The organism is Thioalkalivibrio versutus, assembly GCF_001020955.1.
Taxonomy (GTDB): Bacteria; Pseudomonadota; Gammaproteobacteria; order Ectothiorhodospirales; family Ectothiorhodospiraceae; genus Thioalkalivibrio; species Thioalkalivibrio versutus.
Map to the genome: position 1 here is coordinate 295,534 of NZ_CP011367.1, position 22,577 is coordinate 318,110.

Below are 22,577 nucleotides of genomic sequence, written 5' to 3' on the forward strand. Positions count from 1 at the left end.
TGCAAGGACCGGGTGTCGACTACGCGACACTCGATTGACCAATCTGGGAGATGACCAATATGAAGAAGTTCACCCGTTCCGCGCTGGCCGCTGCTGTCCTCACCGTAGGCTCCACCGGTGGCGTCGCGTTTACCTCCACTGCGAGCGCTGAGCTGTCCATGAATATCGGCGCCGTTTCCAACTACTACTTCCGTGGTGTCACTCAGACCGATGATGCTGCTGCCATCCAGGGTGGTGTGGATTTCGAGCATGAGTCCGGCTTCTACGCTGGTACTTGGGCGTCTACGGTTGATTTCGGAGAAGGAGAGGCAAAGTACGAGCTCGATCTGTACGCCGGTTTCGCAGGCGAACTTGGTAATGGGATGGGCTATGACGTCGGGTATATCTATTACGCCTATCCTGATAGCCCCGATGATATCGACTTCGGCGAGATCTACGGTGAACTCTCGTTCGCAGGATTCTACGGTGGTCTTGCGGCGACGGTGCACAGCGACCAGTCCAGTGGAGAGGCGTTCGATTCGGGAGACATCTATTACTACTTGGGTTACGACGTCGCGCTCCCGAATGACTTTGGTCTCGACCTGACTGCCGGTTATTACACGTTTGATGCCGATGGATCTGCGGGCCAGGAAGACCTGGATTACCTGCATTACGGAGCGACTATGTACCGCGATGTGGGCGACTTTGGTGAGGTCTCGTTCACTCTAGAGTATGCCGACATCAAGGATGACGATCGCTCCGAGCTCGCAGGGTCTGGCGATGACCTGAAGGTTTGGGTGGGCTGGTCCAAGACGTTCTGAAGCCGGCTATTACCTCTTAATGCAAAGGCGGGTCCGTGGATCAGCGGACCCGCCCACAGGAGTCTGACATGAAGATGATTACCGCCGTGATCAAGCCGTTCAAGCTTGATGATGTTCGCGAGGCGATCTCGGAGATCGGCGTGCAGGGCATGACCATGACCGAAGTGAAGGGTTTTGGTCGCCAGCGCGGTCATACCGAGTTGTATCGCGGTGCCGAGTATGTAGTCGATTTTCTGCCCAAGGTGAAGCTTGAAGTGGCTGTTGACGAAAACCTGGTGGATCAGGTGGTCGAGGCCATTTCAAAGTCCGCCAGCACGGGCAAGATTGGCGACGGCAAGATCTTTATTACGCCGGTGGAGCAGGTCGTGCGCATTCGCACGGGCGAAACCGGACCGGAAGCGCTTTAAACCTTTGCCTTCCAGCGAATGAGGAATTTCAATCATGGAAATTGAACAGCAAGTTGTCGAACTCGCCTATGCGATGGACACCTTTTACTTTCTGGTGGCCGGTGCACTGGTGATGTGGATGGCCGCGGGCTTTACCATGCTCGAGGCCGGTATGGTGCGCACCAAGAGTGTGGCCGAAATTGCAACCAAGAACATCGCCCTGTATTCGATCGCCAGCATCATGTACATGCTGATCGGCTACAACATCATGTACAGCGATGGTCTCAGCTCTATTATCCCGGGGCTGGGCTTCCTGATCAGCGGCGACAACGCAGTCGCGGACGTGCTGGGTAGCGGTGGCGACATCTACTACTCCGATCGTGCCGACTTTTTCTTCCAGGTCGTGTTCGTGGCCACCGCGATGTCCATCGTCTCGGGTGCCGTGGCCGAACGCATGAAGCTGTGGGCCTTCCTGGCCTTTGCGGTCGTGCTGACCGGCTTCATCTACCCGATCCAGGGCTTCTGGAGCTGGGGTGGCGGTATCCTCGACCAGATCGGCTACCTGGACTACGCGGGTTCCGGCATCGTCCACTTCACGGGTGCCGCTGCGGCGCTGGCCGGTGTGTTGCTCCTCGGGGCGCGCAAGGGCAAGTACGGCGCGGATGGCAGGATCAACGCCATTCCGGGTTCCAACATGCCGCTGGCCACGCTGGGTGTGCTGATCCTGTGGCTGGGTTGGTTCGGCTTTAATGGCGGGTCGGAGCTGAAGGTGTCGGACATCGAGTCCGCCAATGCCGTGGCCGCCGTGTTCGCCAACACCAACCTGGCCGCGGCCGGGGGTGTGGTGGCCGCGCTGATCACCACCCGTCTGATCTTCGGCAAGGCCGACCTGACTATGGCCCTGAACGGAGCGGTTGCAGGCCTGGTGTCCATCACCGCCGAGCCGCTGATGCCCAGCCCGGTCCTGGCGATGATCATCGGTGCCGTGGGTGGTGTGATCGTGGTGTTCTCGATCGTCGCCCTCGACAAGCTGAAGATCGACGACCCGGTTGGTGCGATCTCCGCGCACGGTACCGCCGGTATCTGGGGTGTGATGGCGGTCCTGCTGTCCAACCCGGATGCGACCTTCTTCGGCCAGATCGTGGGCCTGCTCGCCATCTTCGTGTTCGTCTTCGTGGCCAGCCTGATCGTCTGGGCGATCCTCAAGGCGGTGATGGGTATCCGCCTGAGCGAAGAGGACGAGGCCATGGGCGCCGATATCGCCGAGTGCGGTCTCGAGGCCTACCCGGAGTTCACCGGGAAGCAATAAAGCTTCGTTAACCTGGAACCGGGGTCGGGCCGTAACCCGGCTCGATCCCGATACATCGTCTCCTCCGACGCCGACAAGACAGTCTCCCAGGACTTGGATGTTGGCCTTTGGGCGCCCCTTTATCGGGCGCCCTTTTTTTGTTCGACACACTCTGTGGGAGCGGGCTTGACCGCGAAGCCCCCGCCTGCGGCGGTTCTTGCGACTGATGCCCGCGGGCTACTAACACCCCGGCCGGCTCTCTTCCCAGCAAGCAGGGTCTCCCGGTCGGGCCATTCATCCCGGTACCCCGGCTTCGGTTACGATCCCGCTTTTGCCGCACCGGAAGCCTGTCGCATGGATCGCCTGCTGGACGTCCGACAACTGAAAACAGCCCAGCTGGGCCCGCTGGACCTGGCGGTTCAGCCGGGCGAACTGGTGCAGGTCACCGGCGCCTCGGGTGCCGGCAAGTCGCTGCTGTTGCGCGCCCTGGCGGATCTCGACCCCAGCACGGGGGAGGTGATGCTGAACGGCGAGGCGCGCGACGCCATGCTGCCGGTCCAGTGGCGCCGGCGCGTGGCCTATGTGCCGGCCGAGACCGCCTGGTGGGGCGAGCGCGTGGACGAACACCTGCCCGCCGATTTCTCGCGTGAGGCGGCCCTGCACCTGCTGGAACAGGTCGCGTTGCCGGAGGCCTCGCTGGGGTGGGAGGTCGAGCGTCTCTCCAGCGGCGAGAAACAGCGCCTGGGTCTGGTGCGCGCGCTGCTGAACCGGCCCCGTGTCCTGCTGCTGGACGAGCCCACCGCCAACCTGGACCTGGAGAACACCAAGCGCATCGAGCGCGCGGTGCGGGCGTACTTGGCCGAAGAAGAGGCGGCGGCACTATGGGTCAGTCATGACACGCTGCAGCGCCAGCGTCTGGGCGGGCGCATCCTGACCATCCGCGATGGCCAGTTGGAGGTCAACGCATGGACCTGATCTCGCTTTCCGCACTGGATCTGACGCTGGCGGCGCTGCTGGTTGTCGCCCTGGCTGGCCTGACCATCTGGGCGCGCATGGGGCTGGGGCGCAGCCTGCTGATCGCCGGGGCGCGCACCGTGATCCAGCTGCTGCTGATCGGCCTGGTGTTGCAGACGCTGTTCGACCACGCGCACCTGGGCTGGGTGGCGCTGATGGCGCTGGTCATGGTGTCGATCGCGGGCTACGAGGTGATGGCGCGTCAGCAGCGCCGTTTTGCCGGGCTGTGGGGCTACGGGATCGGTGCGGTCACCATGTTCGTTTCGGCCTTTGCCGTCACCGTGCTTGCGCTGACCACGATGGTGGGACCCTCGCCCTGGTGGGAGCCGCAGTACGCCATCCCGCTGCTGGGGATGCTGCTGGGCAACACCATGACCGGCATCGCGCTGGGGCTGGACCGCCTGACCCAGACGGTCTGGCGCGAGCGCCGCACCATCGAGGCCCGGCTGGCGCTGGGCTCGGGTTGGAGCGAGGCCGTCGCCACCATGCGCCGCGAGGCCGCCCGCTCCGGCCTGATGCCGACCATCAATGCCATGGCTGCGGCCGGTATCGTCAGCCTGCCGGGCATGATGACGGGCCAGATCCTCGCCGGTGCCCCGCCGGTGGAGGCGGTCAAGTACCAGATCCTGATCATGTTCCTGATCACTGCCGGCACCGGCTTCGGCACCCTCGGCGCGGTCTGGTTCGCCTCCCGCCGCCTGTTCGACACCCGCGAACGCCTGCGCCTCGACCGCCTCAAGCCGGGCCGCCACACGTAGCCATATCCACCACGAACGGTGCATTTCGCATTCGCTCAATGCGCCCTGCGGCGCGCGGCGGAGTCCTCGTAGGATGCGCTGAGCGCAGCGAACCGCATCACATGGCGTTGGCTGGAGCCCCTGGGCTGGCAAAACACCACCGGAACGGCTGGTCCCGTCAGGCGAACAGCTTGCGGCGGAAGAACTCGGGCGTGGCCCCGGCGGCGCGGTGGATGGCGGCGTTGTAGTAGTGGGTGATAAACGTCGCCTCCTCGGCTGCTTCCTCGCGCAGGAAGGACACCGGGGCGTCCTTCGCCGCGATGGTGCAGGTCCACCAGCCGGAGGGGTAGGTGGGTTGTGGGAAGTGCATCGTCAATGCATCGATGAAGCCGGCCGCGCGCAGGCTGTCGTGCATCGGGCGGATGATGCTCTCGGTATGCAACAGCGGCGATTCGCTTTGCTGTACCAGCAGGCCATCCGGGCCCAGGGCCTTCACGCAGTCCTTGTAGAAGGCGGTGGAGAACAGGCCCTCGGCCGGGCCCACCGGATCGGTGGAATCGACGATGATCACGTCGACGGAGCCGGGCGTGGCGTCCTGCAGGTACTGCACGCCGTCGTCGAACAGGAGCTCGGCGCGCGGGTCTTCGTTGGCGTCGCACAGCTCCGGGAAGTACTGCTCGGCCAAGCGGGTGACGCGCTCGTCGATATCTACCTGCACGGCCTTTTGCACCTCGTCGTGCTTGAGTACTTCGCGCAGGGTGCCGCAGTCGCCGCCGCCAATAATGACCACGTTCTTCGGGGCGCTGTGCGAGTAGAGCACCGGGTGCGACATCATCTCGTGGTAGATGAAGTTGTCGCGCCCGGTGAGCATCACGCAGCCGTCGATCACCATCAGGTTGCCGAAGGCCTCGGTCTCGTAGATTTCGATCTTCTGGTAGGGGGTCTGTTCTTCGTGCAGCTTCTGCTTGATGCGCAGGGACAGCGCCATGTTTTCGTGCGGTTCGCTGAACCAGTTGTTGTCGAGTGCCATTGGGCGGCTCCCCTTGCGGATGCGGTGGACGGTATGATGCGCCGCTATGATAGTGCCCTGTATCCTGCGGGCAACTCTGAACCTCCCCGTCATTGCGAGGAGCGAAGCGACGCGGCAATCGCTTTCCATGTCCACCGGAACGCCGAGGGCGAGCAGCGCAACCAAACGCACGGCCCTCGTTCAGGAGATTACTCGCTACGCTCGCCCTTCGGGCCGGCCGGCGGCCGTTCAACGCAACTTCGCTGCTTTTGTGCTTCGTCGCCTGCGGCTCCTCGCAATGACGGGCGAGATGTCTTCGTAGATCCCAAGGAATCGCCATGACCGTCACGCCCTGGAATCTGGATGAGGCCCGCGCCACCTACGGGATCGACCACTGGAATGGTGGCTTTTTCGATCTGAACGACGCTGGCCATGTGGTGATGCGGCGACCGGATTGGCCGGATCACCCGGGTGTCGATCTGCATGAGCTGGCCGGGCGTCTGCGCGAGGAACATATCGGGCCGCCGGTGCTGGTGCGTTTCCAGGACGTGCTGGACGGGCGTGTGCGCCGCCTGGCGCGGGCCTTCGATGCGGCCGCACGCGAGCTGGACTACCAGGGCGCGTTCACGGCGATCTATCCGATCAAGGTGAACCAGCAGCGCAGCGTGGTGGATCAGATCCTGGCGGCGGGCGACACGCCGGATGCCGATGGCTTTACCCCACGGGTGGGGCTGGAGGCGGGCAGCAAGCCGGAACTGATGGCCGTGCTCGCGCAGTCGCGCCCGGGCGCCGCGATCATCTGCAACGGCTACAAGGACCGCGAATACGTGCGCCTGGCGCTAATCGGGCGCCAGCTCGGGCATCGCGTGTACATCGTGATCGAGAAGCCCTCGGAGCTGGAGGAGGTCATCCGCCAGACCGAGCATATGGATATCGCGCCCCTGCTTGGGCTGCGCGTGCGCCTGGCGTCGATCGGCAAGGGCAAGTGGCAGAACACCGGAGGCGAGAAGGCCAAGTTCGGCCTGTCCGCGGCGGATGTGCTGGGCATCCTCGAGCGCCTGCGTGGCCTCGGCTGGCTGGATCGGCTGCAGCTGCTGCACTTCCACATGGGGTCGCAGATCGCGAACATCCGCGACATCCAGAACGGCATGGGCGAGGCGGCCAGCTACTTCGCCGCGCTGACCGAAGCGGGTGCCGCGCTTCAGGTGGTGGATGTCGGCGGCGGCCTGGGTATCGACTACGAGGGATCGCGCTCGCGCAACGAATGCTCCATCAACTACTCGGTGGAGGAGTACGCGCTGAACATCCTGCGCCCGCTCAAGCGCATCTGCGAGGAGCATGATCTCGCCATGCCCGAGGTGTTCAGCGAGTCCGGGCGGGCCCTGACCGCGCATCACGCGGTGTTGATCACCAACGTGATCGACTGCGAGCCGGCCCCAGGGGACGGCGATGTGCCGCCCGCGCCGGATGACGAGCTGCCCGAGATCGCCGCGATGCGCGCCCTGCTGGACGAGCGCGAGCGCCCGGCGTCCGAGATCTACCACGATGCGGCCTTCGGCCTGTCCGACCTGCAGGCGCGTTTCGCCCGCGGGATGCTGTCGCTGGCGGACCGGGCGCGCGCCGAGGCGATCTATTTCGCCCTGTGCCAGCGGCTGCTGGCACAGTCGGATGCGCTGCCGGCCGAGATCCATGCGGAGCTGACGGACAAGCTGGCGGACAAGGTTTTCTGCAATTTCTCCGTGTTCCAGTCGATCCCGGATACCTGGGCGATCAACCAGATCTTCCCCATCATGCCGCTGCACCGCCTGGACGAGGCCCCGACCCGCCGCGCCGTGCTGCAGGATCTGACCTGTGACTCCGACGGCCACATCGAGCACTACGTGGAGCGGGAGGGCACGCACACCACCCTGGCGCTGCACCCGTGGAAAACGGGCGAGGCCTACTATCTCGGCATCTTCCTGGTCGGGGCCTACCAGGAGATCCTCGGCGACCTGCACAACCTGTTCGGCGACACCGACACGGTGAACGTGGAACTGACCGAGCAGGGCGGCTACCGCCTGCTGAACCCCGAACGCGGCGACACCGTGGATGAGTTGCTCTCCTACGTGCACTTTGCCCCGGACGACCTGCGCCGCGCCTTCCGCGCCAAGATCGATGCCATCGGCCTGCGCGGCGAGGCCGCCGGGCGCCTGCTGGCGGAACTGGAACACGGCCTGACCGGCTACACCTATCTCGAGGACTGAACCCATGCAGTGTTACGTCTACCGCGCGACCAAGCGTGCCGATACCTATGTGTATCTCCCGGAGAAGGACGATTTCTCCGAACTCCCCGAGGGCGTGGTTCGGGCGCTCGGTCGCCTGGAGTTCGCGCTGGAGTTCGAGCTGACCCCGGAACGCACCCTGGCCCAGGAAGACCCGCAGAAGGTCCTCGCCAACCTCGATGAGCAGGGCTTCCACCTCCAGTTCCCGCCTCCGGAAGAAGACCGCTAGCCCTGACCTAGCCGCTTGGGCCCTTGCCGTCGACCTGGGGGGGCTCTCCGTCACCCCGGATCGTTGCATATCGTCGTCACCCTGCCGCTGGCGCCCTCTTCGGCGTCCTGGGCACCGGCCTCTCCCCCGTCATCCCGGACACCGCGCAGCGGTGATCCGGGATCTTGTGCGCCGTGGTCTGGCCAGGCCTTGGGGGTATCCGGCGTGGGAGATCCCGGCTCTTCGCTGCGCTGCGGCCGGGATGACGACGTGGGAGCACCACATGGTCGCGGCGAGCTGCGGCCGGAATGACGAGGTCGCTCGGCATTGTCGGGGCGAACTGCGCTGCGCTTTGGTCGGGATGGCGGGCGCAAGCGTGCGGAGCCTGCGCTGAAAACGTGGAAGTCTCAGCGCGCCAACGCATAACTCTGTATAGTGTCGGCCCTTTTGCCAGTATCTAGAGTTTGCATTCCATGACCGAGAAGCTTCGCAATATCGCCATCATCGCCCACGTTGATCATGGCAAGACCACGCTGGTCGACCAGCTCCTGCGCCAGTCCGGCACCCTCGACAAGCGTGGCGATCACGGCGAGCGGATCATGGACTCCAACGCCATCGAGAAGGAACGCGGGATCACCATTCTCGCCAAGAACACTTCCATCGAATGGAAGGACTACCGCATCAACATCGTCGACACCCCCGGACACGCCGACTTCGGTGGCGAGGTCGAGCGCGTGCTGTCGATGGTCGACTCGGTGCTGCTGCTGGTGGACGCGGTGGACGGCCCGATGCCGCAGACCCGCTTTGTCACCCAGAAGGCCTTCGCCATGGGCTTCAAGCCGATCGTGGTGATCAACAAGGTGGACCGCCCCGGCGCGCGCCCCGACTGGGCCGTGGATCAGGTCTTCGACCTGTTCGATCGCCTGGGCGCGACCGACGAGCAGCTGGACTTCCCGATCGTGTTCGCCTCCGCGCTGAACGGCTTTGCCGGCATGGATTCCAGCGTCACCGAAGGCGACATGACCTGCCTGCTGGAGACCATCGTCGAGCATGTGTCTCCGCCGAACGTCGATGCGGAAGGCCCGTTCCAGATGCAGGTCTCCTCGCTGGACTACAACAGCTACCAGGGCCTGATCGGCATCGGCCGCGTGAAGCGCGGGCACATCAAGCCGAACAGCCCGGTGAAAGTGGTCGACCGCGAAGGCGGCGTGCGCAATGGCCGCATGCTGCAGATCATGGGCTTCCACGGCCTGGAGCGCGTGGAGGTCGAAGAGGCCCGCGCCGGCGACATCATCACCTTCACCGGGATGGACAAGCTGTTCATCTCCGACACCCTGTGTGATCCGAACCACGTCGAGGCGATGGAACCGCTCACCGTCGACGAGCCGACCGTGAGCATGACCTTCCAGGTTAACTCCTCGCCGTTCGCCGGGCGCGAAGGCAAGTACGTCACCTCGCGCGTGCTGCGCGATCGCCTGCAGGAAGAGCTCAAGCACAACGTGGCGCTGCGCGTCGAAGAGGGCGAGGACCCGGACAAGTTCAAGGTCTCCGGCCGCGGCGAGCTGCACCTCGGCATCCTGATCGAGAACATGCGTCGCGAGGGCTACGAGCTCTCCGTTGCGCGCCCCGAGGTGGTCATCAAGGAAGTCGACGGCGTGCGGCAGGAGCCCTACGAAGCCGTCACTGTGGACATCGAGGAGCAGCACCAGGGCACGATCATGGAGAAGCTCGGCGAACGCCGCGGCGACATGACCAACATGGTCCCCGACGGCAAGGGCCGCGTGCGCCTGGACTTCATCATCCCGTCGCGCGGACTGATCGGCTTCCAGACCGAGTTCATGACCGCGACCTCCGGCACCGGCATCCTGCATCACATCTTCGACCACTACGGTCCGTACCAGCCCGGTTCGGTCGCCTCGCGCCAGAACGGCGTGCTGATCGCCAACGCCACCGGAAAGGCGCTGGGCTTTGCCCTGTTTAACCTGCAGGATCGCGGCAAGATGTTCATCGGCCCCGGAGAAGAGGTCTACGAGGGCATGGTCATCGGGCTGCACTCGCGCGAAAACGACCTGGTCGTGAACGCGCTCAAGGCCAAGCAGCTCACCAACGTCCGCGCGTCCGGCACCGACGAGAACATCCAGCTCACCCCGCCGATCCGCATGACGCTGGAACAGGCCATCGAGTTCATCGACGAAGATGAGCTGGTCGAGGTCACCCCGGAGAGCCTCCGCATCCGCAAGAAGTTCCTGGTGGAACACGAGCGCAAGAAGGCCTCCCGCGCCTCGGCGTAACCGCTAGCGCCGATGCCCCTTCAGGGGCCAAGGCAACAAAAAGCGCCCGGTCGGTTCATCCGCCGGGCGCTTTTTGTTTGTGCGTCGAGCCGCTGGAATGACGGCCTACGTCATCCCGGAAATCGCAGCGCGATTATCCGGGATCTCCATAGGGCGCCCGGCCCGGGGGCAGGGCAGGAAAGGCGTCCTACTGAAAGAGACCCCGGTTCACCGTTTCGCGGCCCGGGGATGAGGGAGTGCAGCGCGCGGGATCCAGCGTCACGTCACCGACAATATGCCTTCTGACTCGCGCTGTCCGGCTAGCAGTCGCTCGGAGCAAAAGGCAAGGTTTGACCCTGTAGCCGAGCCGTGTGGTGCACATGAATTGATATGTGGTGTGGTTACGATGCCTGGAGATCCTTCCGACGAATTCCAACCAGCGCGACCAGGCCAGTGAAGAACAGAGCGAGTGTCGCCGGAACAGGGATTTCGTTCGGCGGTCCGTTACCACCAATCGCCTCTCCCGCAATCGTTGCGCCGTCGAACGCCAGTCCCGACTGGTATGCCGTATCCGACCAGTTCACTACGCCGAACTGCAGGGCGTAGTTCCCGGTCTCCAGGAAACTAAAGCTGCTGTTGATCCAGCCGGTGTAGCCACAGCCACCCGACCAGCAAGTCCCTGAGCTGTCTCCCAGAGGAGACCAGTCCGGGGCGCCGGCAATGACGGGGGTTTCGGATGGGTCGAGCGATACTTCGGCATCCGGTTCAGGAAGGTTGAAACCCGGCACGGTGTCACCATCTGGCGTCGTGCGGGCCGTAAAAAGCTGGAGCGCCGGGTTCAGGTTGCTATCCAGAAGCAATGCCCAGGCATAGTCGGTGAAGGTGCCTCCATCCGATGTGACGTAATTGAAGAAGAAGCTCAACTCGTCGCCTTCGTTGGCGCTGAACAGGGGCGAGGTAATCGTGGATCCGGTCGTTTCCGATCCGACATCCAGGCCGTCGATCGACGGGCCATTGCTGGTCGATATCCACCCATATTCGGAACTACCGAAGGGCGAAAGCGTTACGTCCCCATCCGCAGTGGACGTGCCGCATGACCCGACACAGGTCCAGCTGGAAATGTCGATTGGCGCGCTGTGTGCTGGTTGCATCCAGCCAAACGCACCCAGGGCGCTAACCAAAGCCAGGTACTTTATTGATCGTTTCATTACCGTCTCTCCCTTTGACGTTGCTAGAACCTCGGTCCACGAACGGGTTGGTCCCGCTACTTGAGGCCCCAGCAATTTTGGCGCCAGAACTCGTAGCCCAATGAAAAGAAAGACGTTTATTGTTCCGGGGGTGATTTGGCATCGGTCGAGTGTAAAAAAACCTGACAAGCTGTTCCGGCGCTGCCCGCCCGGGGAATGGGAGAGATGAACTCGCTTTGGTCCTTGCGAAGCGTGTTGACGCTCAAGGGGCGTGTTAAGGCCGAACGGGGATCCGGCGGACTGGTATGTGCAGCGCAGAGGTAATGGGGCAAAGGGCAAGGTTTGACCCCGTAGCTGCGCGGCGAAGAGGTCTACGAGGGCATGGTGATCGGGCTGCACTCGCGCGAGAACGACCTGGTCGTGAACGCGCTCAAGGCCAAGCAGCTCACCAAGGTCCGCGCGTCCGGTACCGACGAGAACATCCAGCTCACCCCGCCGATCCGCATGACGCTGGAGCAGGCGATCGAGTTCATCGACGAAGACGAACTGGTCGAGGTTACCCCGGAGAGCCTGCGCATCCGCAAGAAGTTCCTGGTGGAACACGAGCGCAAGAAGGCCTCCCGCGCCTCGGCGTAATCGCCAGCGTCAACGCAAAAAGAAGCGCCCGGTCAGTTCATCCGCCGGGCGCTTTTAGGTTGCGCATCGAGCTATGGCGGCTAAGATGGCCGAACTCCTGTTATCCAGGACGCTCGCAGCTAGCGTGCTGGGGGGGCAAGGGATAAGACCTGACCTTGGCGCAGTCGGCAACCATGCGGTCCGCGCGATGCGGTGCACAAGGCAAGGGTTGGACCCGCCCCCTAAGCAGGCTTCCGATGCCCCAAGATTCGCCCGGTTCCGGGCGCTACCAGCAGTCGTTCGGTGGAGTCCGTTCGCCGCGCTCGTTGATGGTCAGTTCGGCACAGGATCCTGAAGTTACCCGGCCATCCTGGCCATTGGCGGTCAGCTTAAATCCGGAGTCGTCCGCAGAAGTGATCACCTGGCTGTAGTAACCCTCCGGAGATTCGCTCTCTATGATGCACCCGTCGTAGCTCATCTCGGCGGTGAAGCAGCGTTCCATCCGTTGGGCGGCCTGAGTCAAGCCCGCCTTGCCGTCCGAAATTTGGGTGCGCTCGACATGCCGCGCGTAGGACGGGAACGCGATGGCCGCCAAGATCGCAATGATGGCCACCACTATCATCAGTTCAATGAGGGTGAAGCCGCTGTTCTTTGACGTGCCCCGTGCCTCTGGGATCGCATCTTTTTCGTTCATCACGAAGTCCTTTACAGGTGGATCGGCAAACGTCCGAAAACGTTAACGCAGTTGCTGCCAGCTCTGGCGGCCCGTTAGTCGGTCTTCATCATCGACGCAGACCTTCTCCCCCTGTCCGGTGAATAGCCAGACACCATCGCACTCGTCAGGGTCGCCATTGCCATTGCCATTGCCATTGCCATTGCCGCCGAGAACAGACGTGGTCGACTCGCCCTGGCCGAAGGCTAAACCGCTGATTGGAACGTCGCCAAGACCTGGAATCGTGACAAGGTCCGAATCCCCAAACTGGCCGTCGCCGTCAAGATCAAAGACAGGTTGGGAGAGCCGCCCACCGGTAAGCAGGTCGAAGTCCATCAGGAAGCCACGCCGGCCGGTCCCGCAGGGGTCGTCATCCGGAACCAGGGTCGAGAAGCGTACGCGTTGCTGGTTGACCCCGAGGGCCCTGGGTGGCGAGATCACGCGTTCTCCATCTTCCAGGTCAAGGTCAAGGATCCAGCCGCGGTCCGTGGTTAGGTCAACCGGGTTGTCGGAGATGACACGCACTTCCTGGGGACCACTCGCAGTGTCGACAGTACCCTGGAAGACAATTTCCTGGGTCACGAGGTCGGACCGTTCCGCAGCCTGGCCTGCAGGGCTCTGCGTGTCCAGGACGCCATACAGGCTCTGAACCTGGTTATCCGTGCCATCGGCATTGAAGAGAAAGGATCCAGTGCCGAAAGAGATCATGGCCTCGCCGCTGTCCAGGATTTGCCCAACGGGCCGGGTCGTGATCGGCTGTGGGTTGCCGGATGGATCCGTCGCGTTGGCCAGCAAACGATGTGTGTCGCTGGATAGGTCGAATACCCACAGGTTGCCCAGCCGGTCGCCGGCGTACACGCGGTCCGCCCGGAAGTCTCCCGACGGCCAGTCGGTCACAAACGGTGTGGCCAGCCCGTTAGGTGTCGTATCGTCACCGACCCCCGTCGAAATGTTGGTCTCTAGGTCGCCGGTGAACAGGTCCACCACGAACAGGCTTGCCTCGTGCGAGGCGCTGTTGTAGCCGTTGCCAAAGAACGCCGCCCATTCGCCATTCGGTCGCGTCCGGGCAACCTGCGGAGCCCCGATCGACACGCCCAGTTCGGCGTGCGAGAACTCCCACAACACGTCATCGGAAGAGAAGTTTCCGGGGTCGGAAACATCCAGCGCAAATACCTGGCGCCCGCCTGCACCCAGAGACCCGACCAAAACGGTGCGCAGGTCGCCATCGCCATCGACTACCCGCCGAACGGCAAGCTTCCCGTCGACGAAGTAGCGGTGATTATCAGCGTAATTCTCGTCTGTGAGTCTCGAGAGAGGCGCGAAGTCTGCTCCGTCCTCCGGAAGGAGGAGCCGGCTGGGAATGAACGCGAAGAGCTCTTTCCCGGTCTCGCCGTCAAAGGCATGAAGCATGCCGTCATTGGCGCCGACATAAATGACGCCGTCTTCGAACACCGGGTCCGAATTGATGATGTCCCCAAGAAGGCGCGGTTCGCCGGATTCCGTACGGCTGCGAAAGCCGCTTAGCTCTTCGCCACCAAGCCAGGCCACGCGGTCGGGTCCGCGACCGTCGTTGGCCCCGGTCGAATTGTGATCCAGCGCGGCTAGTTGATCTGCGTGAAGATTTGAAGCCTGAAATTGGACTCCGCCGCCAGTTCCAGAAACTCCGGCTGCATTTGTCGCCCGGGTGAAGATGTTGCGGTTGCCACTAGCTGCCTGCGCCGCGAGCTCTTCCTCGGCGTCCCAGCATTCGGCACAGCCTGATTCGGCTACAGTGCCACCAGCGCCAATTGGGCGACCTTCCAGCGTGCCCGACCAGTCAGTACTCCGGAATCCAGCCAGAAACGCTCGGGTTTGCGTCTCGAGAACGGCCGAACTGACGGCCGCCGACGTTGCGGATGTTTCTACCCGCCCGATGATGTCTTGCAGCACCTCACTTAGCTCGGACGCAAACACATCGGGGTCGTCGGTCGAGAAGAAGCCACCACGACTATTGACCGCGGCGTGCAACATGTCATCGATCTTTGCCTCGTTGCTGGAAGTGGGGTTGGGCCAGTCGATGTTATCCCCAGTTTCAATGGCCGCGAACGCTGCGTCCGGGTCGATATCGCCGTAAACGCCCAGGCCCACCGTGTATGTGACCATGTGTTGCCAGAATGCCGGGTTGAATTCGGTATCGGGCACTCGATTCGCCAGGCCCGGCTGCAGGTCGCGTTTCCAGTAGTGCATTGCCACGTCGGCAAGCGTATTGGAGTAGTCATCCTCGAATGGGGCGCTGGGTTGGTACTGGACCGTGTCGCCATCGGGAGACTCGATCTCGGGACCGGCAGATCCGTCTGTGTTGCCGACAGCTGGAGAGGCGCCGTTCCAGTATCCGTCGGACATGAGGATCGTGAAGCTCTGGCGGCATTCAAGGTCTTCCCCGCCAGTTTGTCCCGGAGTGCTGCTCCACGGGCCCTGACTATCCGACCGGCTGAAATATTCGCCCGCGCTTTGAAGGGCCGTACGCAGCGGGGTACCCGCAGCTGGGATAGGCCGTTCATACAACAGGTCGAACCAGGCATCACGGTCCGACCCCGAGAATGCCCGAACGCCGCGGATGATGCGGTCCGTGTCGACGTCATCCACGTTCGAGGTACCCGCATTGATGGCCCCATATCCAACGCGAAAGGAATCTCCCTGTTCGGCGAAAGCGGTCCCAATCGCTCCTCGCGAAGTCAGAATGCGCGAGCGGTGATAGGTATACCAGTTGGCAAAGTTCTGAATCTCCTCGCTGTATGTGCAGGTGCCATTTCCCGCGCTGCAGTCGCTGCGCAGCTCGCTATAGTCCATATCAGGAGGATCCCCGGCCTGCGAGAATGTGTAGGTGCTGGTAGAGGGACGGATTTCCACACGCTCGTAGTTGCCCAGGTCGGAGATGTCCCCCCCGTCGAATCGATAATAGATCGAAGGGAAAAACGTCCTGGATTCTGCATTGTATGTGCAGCCCGAGAAGTTCCCCTGGCTCGATACCAGGCAATTGTCCCAGCCGGCTGTGTTGGTGTTGTCCGCAGTCAGGTCGCGTGAGCCGAGGCCCGGTAGCATCGGGTTGTGCGGGGCGGCGTCAATGGGTGCATCATCCATGGGGGTGCCGTCTGACTCCACCCACGGTTTGTAGGTAACGCGCGGATTGTAATACTGGGCGTTTGTCTCGGCGCTTCGCAGGAACGCGGAGTAAATGTTGTCGTTAAAATTTACCACGAAGTGGCTGTAGTTCGAGCTTCCATAAACGCCCGATGGCCGAGGGAACGTGTAATACGAGTAAATGCTGTCATCGGGGAGAATATCCCAGTGCATCGACCCGGAATCATCGAGGATGAACATTACATTGGGGTCTACGGAGCTCGTCAGAAAGAGCGGAGTCTGAGCGACCTGGCTGGAGTGTGCCGACCCCATACCCACCATCATTGCGCTGGCCAATGTCACAGCGGCCCACCGCCCCCAGGTTCTTCCGAACCGGTTTTGAAGCGTCACTTCGTTGAGTTTTGACATGGTCTTTTCCGTCCAGCTTTGTATGTCGGCGGGCCTTGAGGTCGAGCTCAGGGTGTGCGACGTGGTGCGGATTGGTTGGGTAGGTCGACGTCTTCAGGATTCTTGATCTGGATGGACCGCAGCTGATCTCTTTCGGCGGAGTACAAGATAAGGGTTCCGCGCGGAAGTTGATCCAGGGCGGCCGCGCCCGAGATGTGATGCGTGGAGCCTTCCAATGTGGTGCGGTGCGATACTTGGAAGGGGTTTCCGTCGATGGTGATGGTCGCAGTGGCGCGAGAGACGTCTGTGACGTAGCCGAGCGTGTAGGTCGGTGGCGCGGCATGCCCATGGGCTGAAAATGCCAAGAGTCCGATGGCGCCGAGGGCGATTACGGTAGCGGCCATGAAGCGTCTAAGCTGGTGTGTTGTTTTCAGCATGTTGGCATGCTCCTGCGACTATTGGGGCAGCGTTCGCTGCAGATCTGTGCTGCTAGGCCTCGGCCTCGGTGTGGGCCGGTGTCTAGGGAATTCATAGGGTCACTTAACCGCCCCAGTCCGCTGGACAGTCCGCGGGTGGCGCAGTCGTGGGCATGACCGAACTTTGGAGCGTGGCCCGGGCATTCACGGTGCCCCCCACGCCGTGCGCGTAAACTGGAAAATAGCGATCACATTTTGGTTGGGCGAGGTCCATGTCCGGTCGCATGCGGCTGTAAGAAGGGTGGACGACGTAAAAGGATGCTTCATCGGCAATGCCGTCGAGATTGATCGAGCCATGTTGCCCCGCGCCTTCCCATGCGGCTGGCTGGGTCAGGGGTTCGTGTGCGGAGGATTGGTCGATCGCGTCAAGCTCGCTTAGCGTACGTTGGTTGATCCAGTGTTCGCCTTCGCGAAGTGCAGCCTCGCTTGCCTGGAAAGCGAGGTTTCGGTCGTGCCAGTTGCCCGACATGCGCTCCTGTAGCAGCGTGTCCTGCATGCCGGTAATCGCAAGGATGGTCACGACCAGTAACAGGACCAAACCGACGATCAGGGCAGAGCCCTCTTGGCGTTTGGGCCGAATTGGCCGGTGGCGCGCTAGCCGTGGGGCGGAATTTCGGGTCGATAAGCGCATGATTGTTCAATCCAGGCGGTTGCGTAGGCCGATCGTGGAGGAGAAGACCTGGTATAGCCGGCGATCCGTAGCAGTCCAGGCGGTGCCTTCGATGGCCAGTTGCTGAGGCGTTTCGACAACGTTTTCGGTGTTGGTGCTGTTGGTGATGATGTTGATCCGTACTGCTCGCACGGCTTCCCAGTCGTTGACGTCGCCCGCGTTCCGGAACTCGTTTATCCGGCCATCGTTATTGGTGTCTTCGCCATAACGGACACGGAAGTCTTCAACCCCGGTGACAAGTTCCTGATCTCGGGGGGATCCGAGACCAAAGTCGAGCCGCCGCAGCGATTGTTGGCCCGGGGAAGCAGCGCTTGCGCCGACATAGTAGATTCGGGATTCGAACCGGAACATTTCCGCGTTCTGGTCGTAGCTCTTGGAAAGCTGGTTGTTATTATTGGGAGTAACGTTGCCGGGGTTCATCCCAGGGCCACCTGCGGCGCCGCGAGTGACAGTACTGGCGTTGTCGTTTGCCGTGTTCTGGAAGATGTCGCAGGACTCGGCATCGCTGAGGATGACCAGTTGCCCCCGGGCGATCCCGCTGGGACCGTTGAGGTTGACGGTCGCCGCGTTGCTCGGGGTATTGCCGTTGGGGCGTGCATCCATGCTTGAGGCTTTCTTTATGAGAATGGTGTCCGTTCCGTTGACGTAGCCGGTCATGTTAGTGTCGTGGGGCCCCGCCTCCTGGTGCCACCCCCTGAGGGAGCCTGTCTCGAATTCGAGAACGGCGTCGTCATATCCGGTCCCGCTGGGATTCAGGAGTGACTCGACGGTGGCTGAAGGGGTGCAAGCCCCGCGAAACCCGACCTGCCGGATATCCCGAGTGAGCAGTTCGATGGCAAACCGGCCGGATTCCTGGACCTTGCTCATCGCCTCCTGAGTTCGGTAGGTCTGGCTGGTCCCGACGAAAACGCTGATGACGGCACCAATGAGCAGAATCCCGAGAACCATGGCAATCATGAGTTCAACCAAGGTCAGCCCGCGGACGGTTCCGAAGCGGGGGAATGGCGAGAAGCTGAGTGGTTTTGTCGAACGGTTCATGCGCATGACCTAGAGTCGGGTTCGAAGCGTGAATACCTGGGGCGGTTCTTGTCCTCGCGTGTCATCCCAGGTGACCGAGATGCGGACTACACCTGTAGCCGGCGTAGTCTGGATTTCGGCTTCGGGCGCGGGGAGGGTGTTCTGCAGGTTGGTGATCCAGCGATTCAATTCATCCTGGGGGAGCTGGCCGGTTGCGGCCGGGGGTGCGCTGTAGTCACCGTCGTATTCTTGCGCCCGGGCATTTTCACGGTCGATGCGCATAACATCGAACATCTCGTGCGCGAGAATTGTCGCCTGGGCGCGCATATATGCGCTGTGGTTGGCTTTTAGGGAGTTGCCCTGCAAGCTCGCCAGCCCAATGAGCCCGATCGAAAGCACTAGCACAGTGACGAGCACTTCGATAAGCGTTACTCCAGTTTGGTGCGTCCTCACGCGAGACCTTGAGGCCAAAGGAGCGCGCATTGATGGTTGCTTAATTGACATTGGCTTGCTCTTGGGCTGAATCCTTCAAGGACAATTGACACGCTCGACACCGACACGTCCCCCGGGTGCCACGTTCAAGGTCCTAGCCCGAAGGCCGGAGCAGTTCTCGGCATGTACCTGAAAGACGGTAGCCTCGGGATTTGCTGTGCCCAAGGGGATGCGTTTCTCACCTGTAGGCTCGAAGCTAACGGCATCGTCCCCCCCTGAATCAATGACTGAGCTGGCGTGCGGCGCATCCCATATTCGGAGTACGTCGCCGTCGTCTGCGTCGCATCCAGCTCCAAGCTCAACCCGCCAACCGGCTTCCCAGTCGTCGGAGCAGACCGATGCTACGACACCGCGTCTGATGGCCTCGCTTCGTGCCAAGTTAATGGCGGTTGTCAGTTGGTTGGCTAGGGTCGTGGCGCGATTGTTCTGGACGAGAGCGTGGAAGCTTGGCACGGCGACCGAGGCCAGTATCGCGAGAACGGCGAGGGTGACCATCAGTTCGACGAGGGTGAATCCGTGGGGTCGGGTCATTAGGCGTCAGCCGTTCGGAGTTTCCGTAACCTTAGTGATAAGCATGCGGCCGCTGCACCGCAAGGGTTGGTCGGCTTAGTGGTCGAATCGCGCCGACGAGCGGTTCGGGAGACGCGGCTCGAGGAGGCCCTGGGGGCGGGCTCAGGTGCAGTCGGTCGTTTCGACGCGGGGCCGGCCGGTGCTACTAATGACAACGGCACGGCCTTCGTCGCCTGTGGCGCAGATAGTGATGGTGCCCATGAGCAGGGCGCCCGAGAGACGTTCAGTCTGGCCGAGGGCGTTGTAGGAAACGCGTTGGCTTACGGGCTGATTTCCGGTTACCGCGATGCTCGGGTTGGTCCAGGCGCTGCCGATACGCAGGATGCTGTCGGGGCCGGATGGCTGGTTGGCTCGGCTTGGGTTGGCGAAGAGAATCCAGCCGGCATCCCAGCTTGTGCCGGTGCAGGTGGCACCGTCGGTGGAGGTGCACAGCGTGACCAGGGCGCCGCGGCGGATGGCCTCGCTGCGGGTCATGTGCAGGGTGGTGAGGAACTGGTTGGTCGTGGTGGTGAGGCGGGTTTGTTCGATCAGGTGACCGAAGGCGGGCGCGCCGATGCCGAGCAGGATCGACGCCACCAGCAGGGTGACCAGCAGTTCCACCAGCGTGAATCCACGCGTGTGTGGCATGTTCGACTCCTCCCTGAGTCCAAACAAGATTCGGAGCGTAAAATGGCTTTGCAGCGTGCGCAAGCGACGACGCGCCCGGGCGAACCTTGGGCGTTAACGCTTGCCTACAGGATGCGTTCTCCGGCGGGCTTGATTCTGGCTCGTCGTAGCAGTGTGGCCGCGGGCGGGTTTGTTGAGCCCGGCTTGTGAGGCTGGATGGCGACGTGCCCGGGTTCGGGTTGGCGATTGCTTCGCTGCGCTCGCAATGACGGGGTTTTGGCTGGCGCGTGCGGGGGTGGTGAAGGATTTTGGAGGTGAGTGGGCCCATGGTGACGGACGTGCAGCGGATGGATCAGGCGGATCTGCTGGATCTGCAGCAGCAGGCGGCGCGCAAGGTGGGCGGATCGGTCGGCTTTCGCGATGAGGCGCGCTCCGGTGTGCCGACGCCGGAGCTGCAGGTGATCCCGGCCGGGGAGTTCGAGATGGGTTCGGATGCCTCGGAGTACGGCCATCAGCCACACGAGGCACCGCGGCGCTTCGTGGCGTTGGAGCGGCCGTTTGCCCTGGGGCGTTATCAAGTTACCCGCGAGGAGTGGGAGGCCTTCCAGGCCGCGACCGGCTGGGAACCCTGGGAGTGGCTGGTGTGGCCCAGCACCCCGCGCATGCCGATCTTTAACATCAAGCCGGACAGCATCCAGCAGTATCTCGACTGGCTGAGCGAGGAGACGGGCAAGCGCTATCGTCTGCCGACCGAGGCGGAGTGGGAATACGCCTGTCGGGCGGGCACGCGCACGCCGTTCGCCTTTGGCGAGGTGGTGGGGTGCCGCGACGTGCACTTCAATTCGCTGTTTCCATACGAGGAGCGGCGCCAGCGGCGCAGGTGGTATATCCCGGCGTGTTTCCCGTTGTCGCGCCCGCTGGATGTGGGCAACTTCCAGCCGAACCTCTGGGGGCTGTACGACATGCACGGGAACGTGCAGGAATTCACCTCCACCCCCTGGCACGACGGACACCAGTCGCTGCCGCGTGACGGCGTCTATCGCCGAGACCCGGAAAACGAGTGGGTGGTGACCAAGGGCGGCTCCTGGTTCGATGCCGCCGTGAACACGCGCAGCGCCGCCCGGCGCCGCCGCAACATCGACGAGATGGACACCAATCTGGGCTTCCGCGTCCTGCGCGAGTTGGACGATTAGTCGCTTCGCCCGGGGGCGATGCGTTTCGCTGCGCTCAACGCATCCTACGGGTTCGGGTAATGATCGAGCGCCGGGGGTACTGAGCGAAGCGAACTGCACCGATCCGTTATTTGGGTCGAAACAGGTGTATTTCCAAACCCTCAATGTGCCGATAGTGCCGATCGTTGGCCGTGACGAGGGGCAGGCCCAGCTGTGTGGCGGTGGCTGCGATCAGGGCATCGGTCATCTGCATGTTGTGGCTGAGGGCGTAGGTCTCGACAAGGAAGGTTGCGCGGTTCGAGATGGCTTCGCTTACCGGTTGGATGCGGGCATCCCAGTACTGGACGGCTTGGCGCAGCGCGCGGAATTCGGTCTGGTCGCGCAGGCCCTGGATGAGCTCCATGTAGGTTACGGCGGACACCGTGAATCCGGGCGAGCGGTCGAGCCATTCGCCGGCTTTCTGATTCCCGCGCAGATTCCAGATCAGGACATCCGTGTCCGCTAGCATTACTTGAATTTCCTCGGTTGCCGGATTCGTCGGATGTAGTCGTCAACCGAGCCTTGCTGGTCCCGCCAGAGTCCAAACAGTGGATTGTGGGCGGCGCGTGCTTGCGGGGCCGCGGCGCTCCGGTATGGGACTAATTTGGCGCGCAAGCGGCCTCGATACGTGATCTCGATCTCCTCGCCCCGGTCCACGGCGGCGAGCAGTTCGCGGCTGTGCAGGCGCATGTCCTTGGTGGTGGCTTCCATGGCGGCCTCCCTTGGTTACACTTTGAAGTGTAACTTGTGCGCGTTGGGGGTCAAGAAGCTGGGTTGCTGGCCACGGCCATTTTGATGCGTTTCGCTGCGCTCAACAGCATCCTACGCGGGGCTGGCTGGGTGTAGGGTGCACTGAGCGAAGCGAGCTGCGCCATTGGTTTGCTGCTTACCGTTAAGCGTTATATCATGTGTCCATGATCAGAAGCTTTCGGTGTAGGGAAACCCGGGCGCTGTTCGAAACGGGCAGAAGTCGACGTTGGTCGAGCGTCCGAGCGATCGCGGAACGCAAGCTGATTCAGCTTCAAGCGGCGGAGACGCTGCAGGATTTGCGGTCACCGCCGGGGAACCGGCTGGAGGCCCTGTCTGGTGACCGCGTGGGACAGCACAGCATTCGCATCAATGCCCAGTGGCGCATTTGTTTCCGGTGGACGGACGAGGGTGCCGAGGACGTGGAGATCGTCGATTACCACTGAAGGGTTCCCGAAGGAGGTTAGAGCATGACTACAAACGGTATGCGGCCCATCCATCCAGGCGAGGTCCTGCGCGAGGAGTTTCTTGCTCCGTTAGGGCTTAGTGTGAACGCGCTTGCCGGGGCATTGCATGTACCGACGACGCGGATGAATGACATTGTGCGCGAGCGCCGGGGCGTCTCCGCCGACACGGCCATGAGGCTGGCGCGTTATTTCGGTACTTCCGAGCGTTTCTGGCTGAACCTGCAGGTTGAATACGAATTGCGGCGTGCCCAGATCGAACTCGCCGACCGCGTGCGTAGCGAGATCGAACCCCGCGCCGCGTGATAACGGTTGGATGTAGGGTGCACT

At 62.5% G+C, this 22,577-nt stretch carries 23 protein-coding genes and 1 pseudogene; 12 read left to right on the plus strand and 12 right to left on the minus strand.

The genetic code is table 11. The features are described from left to right. Positions 1-59 precede the first annotated feature (59 nt). From TVD_RS01360 to TVD_RS01380, 5 genes are all read left to right on the plus strand, one after another. Entirely contained in the window at positions 60-800 is a 741-nt protein-coding gene (locus TVD_RS01360) for a TorF family putative porin (protein WP_047251875.1), read from the plus strand. A 68-nt stretch (positions 801-868) separates the two neighbouring features. Further along, complete coding sequence (locus tag TVD_RS01365) at positions 869-1,207, plus strand: P-II family nitrogen regulator (protein WP_012981610.1); 339 nt, start codon at positions 869-871, stop codon at positions 1,205-1,207. A 34-nt stretch (positions 1,208-1,241) separates the two neighbouring features. Next, a complete protein-coding gene (locus TVD_RS01370; RefSeq protein WP_018938931.1) occupies positions 1,242-2,495 on the plus strand; it encodes an ammonium transporter in 1,254 nt (417 codons plus the stop codon). A 333-nt stretch (positions 2,496-2,828) separates the two neighbouring features. Further along, positions 2,829-3,449, plus strand: coding sequence for an ABC transporter ATP-binding protein (locus tag TVD_RS01375; RefSeq protein WP_018144630.1), 621 nt, complete (start codon positions 2,829-2,831; stop codon positions 3,447-3,449). Continuing rightward, positions 3,440-4,246, plus strand: a complete 807-nt coding sequence (locus TVD_RS01380) for an ABC transporter permease (RefSeq protein WP_018168345.1) — start codon at positions 3,440-3,442, stop codon at positions 4,244-4,246. Before TVD_RS01375 ends, TVD_RS01380 begins: the two co-directional genes overlap by 10 nt. A gap of 157 nt (positions 4,247-4,403) precedes the next feature. On the opposite strand, the gene speE is transcribed toward TVD_RS01380, so the two are convergent. After that, positions 4,404-5,255, minus strand: a complete 852-nt coding sequence (gene speE / locus TVD_RS01385) for a polyamine aminopropyltransferase (protein ID WP_047250611.1) — start codon at positions 5,253-5,255, stop codon at positions 4,404-4,406. A gap of 317 nt (positions 5,256-5,572) precedes the next feature. Here speE and speA point away from each other — a divergent pair, with 317 nt between their 5' ends. The 3 genes from speA (at position 5,573) to typA (ending at position 9,994) form a co-directional block, all read left to right on the plus strand. Then, the gene (gene speA, locus TVD_RS01390) at positions 5,573-7,477 is read left to right on the plus strand and encodes a biosynthetic arginine decarboxylase (protein WP_047250612.1); all 1,905 of its coding nucleotides are present in this window, start codon (positions 5,573-5,575) and stop codon (positions 7,475-7,477) included. Between the two features lie 4 nt (positions 7,478-7,481). After that, on the plus strand, positions 7,482-7,724 hold the full coding sequence (locus TVD_RS01395; protein WP_018144623.1) for a YcgL domain-containing protein: 243 nt from the start codon (positions 7,482-7,484) through the stop codon (positions 7,722-7,724). A gap of 452 nt (positions 7,725-8,176) precedes the next feature. Continuing rightward, positions 8,177-9,994: a translational GTPase TypA gene (gene typA, locus TVD_RS01400; protein WP_018650563.1), complete on the plus strand. Its 1,818-nt coding sequence runs from the start codon at positions 8,177-8,179 to the stop codon at positions 9,992-9,994. A 380-nt stretch (positions 9,995-10,374) separates the two neighbouring features. Here typA and TVD_RS01405 read toward each other — a convergent pair whose 3' ends face one another. Then, complete coding sequence (locus TVD_RS01405; RefSeq protein ID WP_019568124.1) at positions 10,375-11,181, minus strand: NF038132 family protein; 807 nt, start codon at positions 11,179-11,181, stop codon at positions 10,375-10,377. 339 nt (positions 11,182-11,520) lie between these two features. Here TVD_RS01405 and TVD_RS13810 point away from each other — a divergent pair. Further along, positions 11,521-11,796 (plus strand): annotated as a pseudogene (locus tag TVD_RS13810) (translational GTPase TypA); the annotation flags it as partial. Positions 11,797-12,061: 265 nt separating this feature from the next. Here the strand turns inward: TVD_RS13810 and TVD_RS01415 are convergent. The 8 genes from TVD_RS01415 to TVD_RS01445 all read right to left on the minus strand — a co-directional run bounded on the left by TVD_RS01415 (position 12,062) and on the right by TVD_RS01445 (position 19,846). Then, on the minus strand, positions 12,062-12,469 hold the full coding sequence (locus tag TVD_RS01415; RefSeq protein WP_047250614.1) for a type IV pilin protein: 408 nt from the start codon (positions 12,467-12,469) through the stop codon (positions 12,062-12,064). Between the two features lie 42 nt (positions 12,470-12,511). Then, the gene (locus tag TVD_RS14865; RefSeq protein ID WP_052772667.1) at positions 12,512-16,015 is read right to left on the minus strand and encodes a pilus assembly protein; all 3,504 of its coding nucleotides are present in this window, start codon (positions 16,013-16,015) and stop codon (positions 12,512-12,514) included. Positions 16,016-16,062: 47 nt separating this feature from the next. Next, on the minus strand, positions 16,063-16,431 hold the full coding sequence (locus tag TVD_RS01425) for a hypothetical protein (protein ID WP_047250615.1): 369 nt from the start codon (positions 16,429-16,431) through the stop codon (positions 16,063-16,065). Between the two features lie 103 nt (positions 16,432-16,534). Then, the gene (locus tag TVD_RS01430; RefSeq protein WP_052772668.1) at positions 16,535-17,101 is read right to left on the minus strand and encodes a pilus assembly PilX family protein; all 567 of its coding nucleotides are present in this window, start codon (positions 17,099-17,101) and stop codon (positions 16,535-16,537) included. Positions 17,102-17,107: 6 nt separating this feature from the next. After that, entirely contained in the window at positions 17,108-18,178 is a 1,071-nt protein-coding gene (locus TVD_RS01435; RefSeq protein ID WP_047251878.1) for a PilW family protein, read from the minus strand. A 9-nt stretch (positions 18,179-18,187) separates the two neighbouring features. Next, positions 18,188-18,574, minus strand: a complete 387-nt coding sequence (pilV, locus tag TVD_RS01440) for a type IV pilus modification protein PilV (RefSeq protein WP_240472284.1) — start codon at positions 18,572-18,574, stop codon at positions 18,188-18,190. Positions 18,575-18,685: 111 nt separating this feature from the next. Next, positions 18,686-19,180 carry a GspH/FimT family pseudopilin gene (locus tag TVD_RS13890; protein WP_082119054.1) on the minus strand — a complete coding sequence of 165 codons (495 nt, stop codon included), beginning with the start codon at positions 19,178-19,180 and terminating at the stop codon, positions 18,686-18,688. A gap of 141 nt (positions 19,181-19,321) precedes the next feature. Continuing rightward, positions 19,322-19,846, minus strand: coding sequence for a GspH/FimT family pseudopilin (locus tag TVD_RS01445; RefSeq protein WP_047250617.1), 525 nt, complete (start codon positions 19,844-19,846; stop codon positions 19,322-19,324). Between the two features lie 305 nt (positions 19,847-20,151). Here TVD_RS01445 and TVD_RS01450 point away from each other — a divergent pair, with 305 nt between their 5' ends. Continuing rightward, on the plus strand, positions 20,152-21,018 hold the full coding sequence (locus TVD_RS01450; RefSeq protein WP_047250618.1) for a formylglycine-generating enzyme family protein: 867 nt from the start codon (positions 20,152-20,154) through the stop codon (positions 21,016-21,018). Between the two features lie 106 nt (positions 21,019-21,124). On the opposite strand, the gene TVD_RS01455 is transcribed toward TVD_RS01450, so the two are convergent. Together TVD_RS01455 and TVD_RS01460 are read right to left on the minus strand one after the other, a co-directional pair. Then, entirely contained in the window at positions 21,125-21,505 is a 381-nt protein-coding gene (locus tag TVD_RS01455) for a type II toxin-antitoxin system VapC family toxin (RefSeq protein WP_047250619.1), read from the minus strand. Further along, on the minus strand, positions 21,505-21,747 hold the full coding sequence (locus tag TVD_RS01460) for a type II toxin-antitoxin system Phd/YefM family antitoxin (RefSeq protein ID WP_047250620.1): 243 nt from the start codon (positions 21,745-21,747) through the stop codon (positions 21,505-21,507). The genes TVD_RS01455 and TVD_RS01460 overlap by 1 nt, the downstream gene beginning before the upstream one ends. Positions 21,748-21,950: 203 nt before the next feature. Between TVD_RS01460 and TVD_RS01465 the strand changes: the two genes are divergently transcribed. Then, positions 21,951-22,229 (plus strand): type II toxin-antitoxin system RelE/ParE family toxin, encoded by a 279-nt coding sequence (locus TVD_RS01465; protein WP_082119055.1) that lies wholly within the window; start codon positions 21,951-21,953, stop codon positions 22,227-22,229. A 24-nt stretch (positions 22,230-22,253) separates the two neighbouring features. After that, positions 22,254-22,553 carry a HigA family addiction module antitoxin gene (locus TVD_RS01470; RefSeq protein ID WP_018144608.1) on the plus strand — a complete coding sequence of 100 codons (300 nt, stop codon included), beginning with the start codon at positions 22,254-22,256 and terminating at the stop codon, positions 22,551-22,553. Positions 22,554-22,577: the final 24 nt, after the last annotated feature.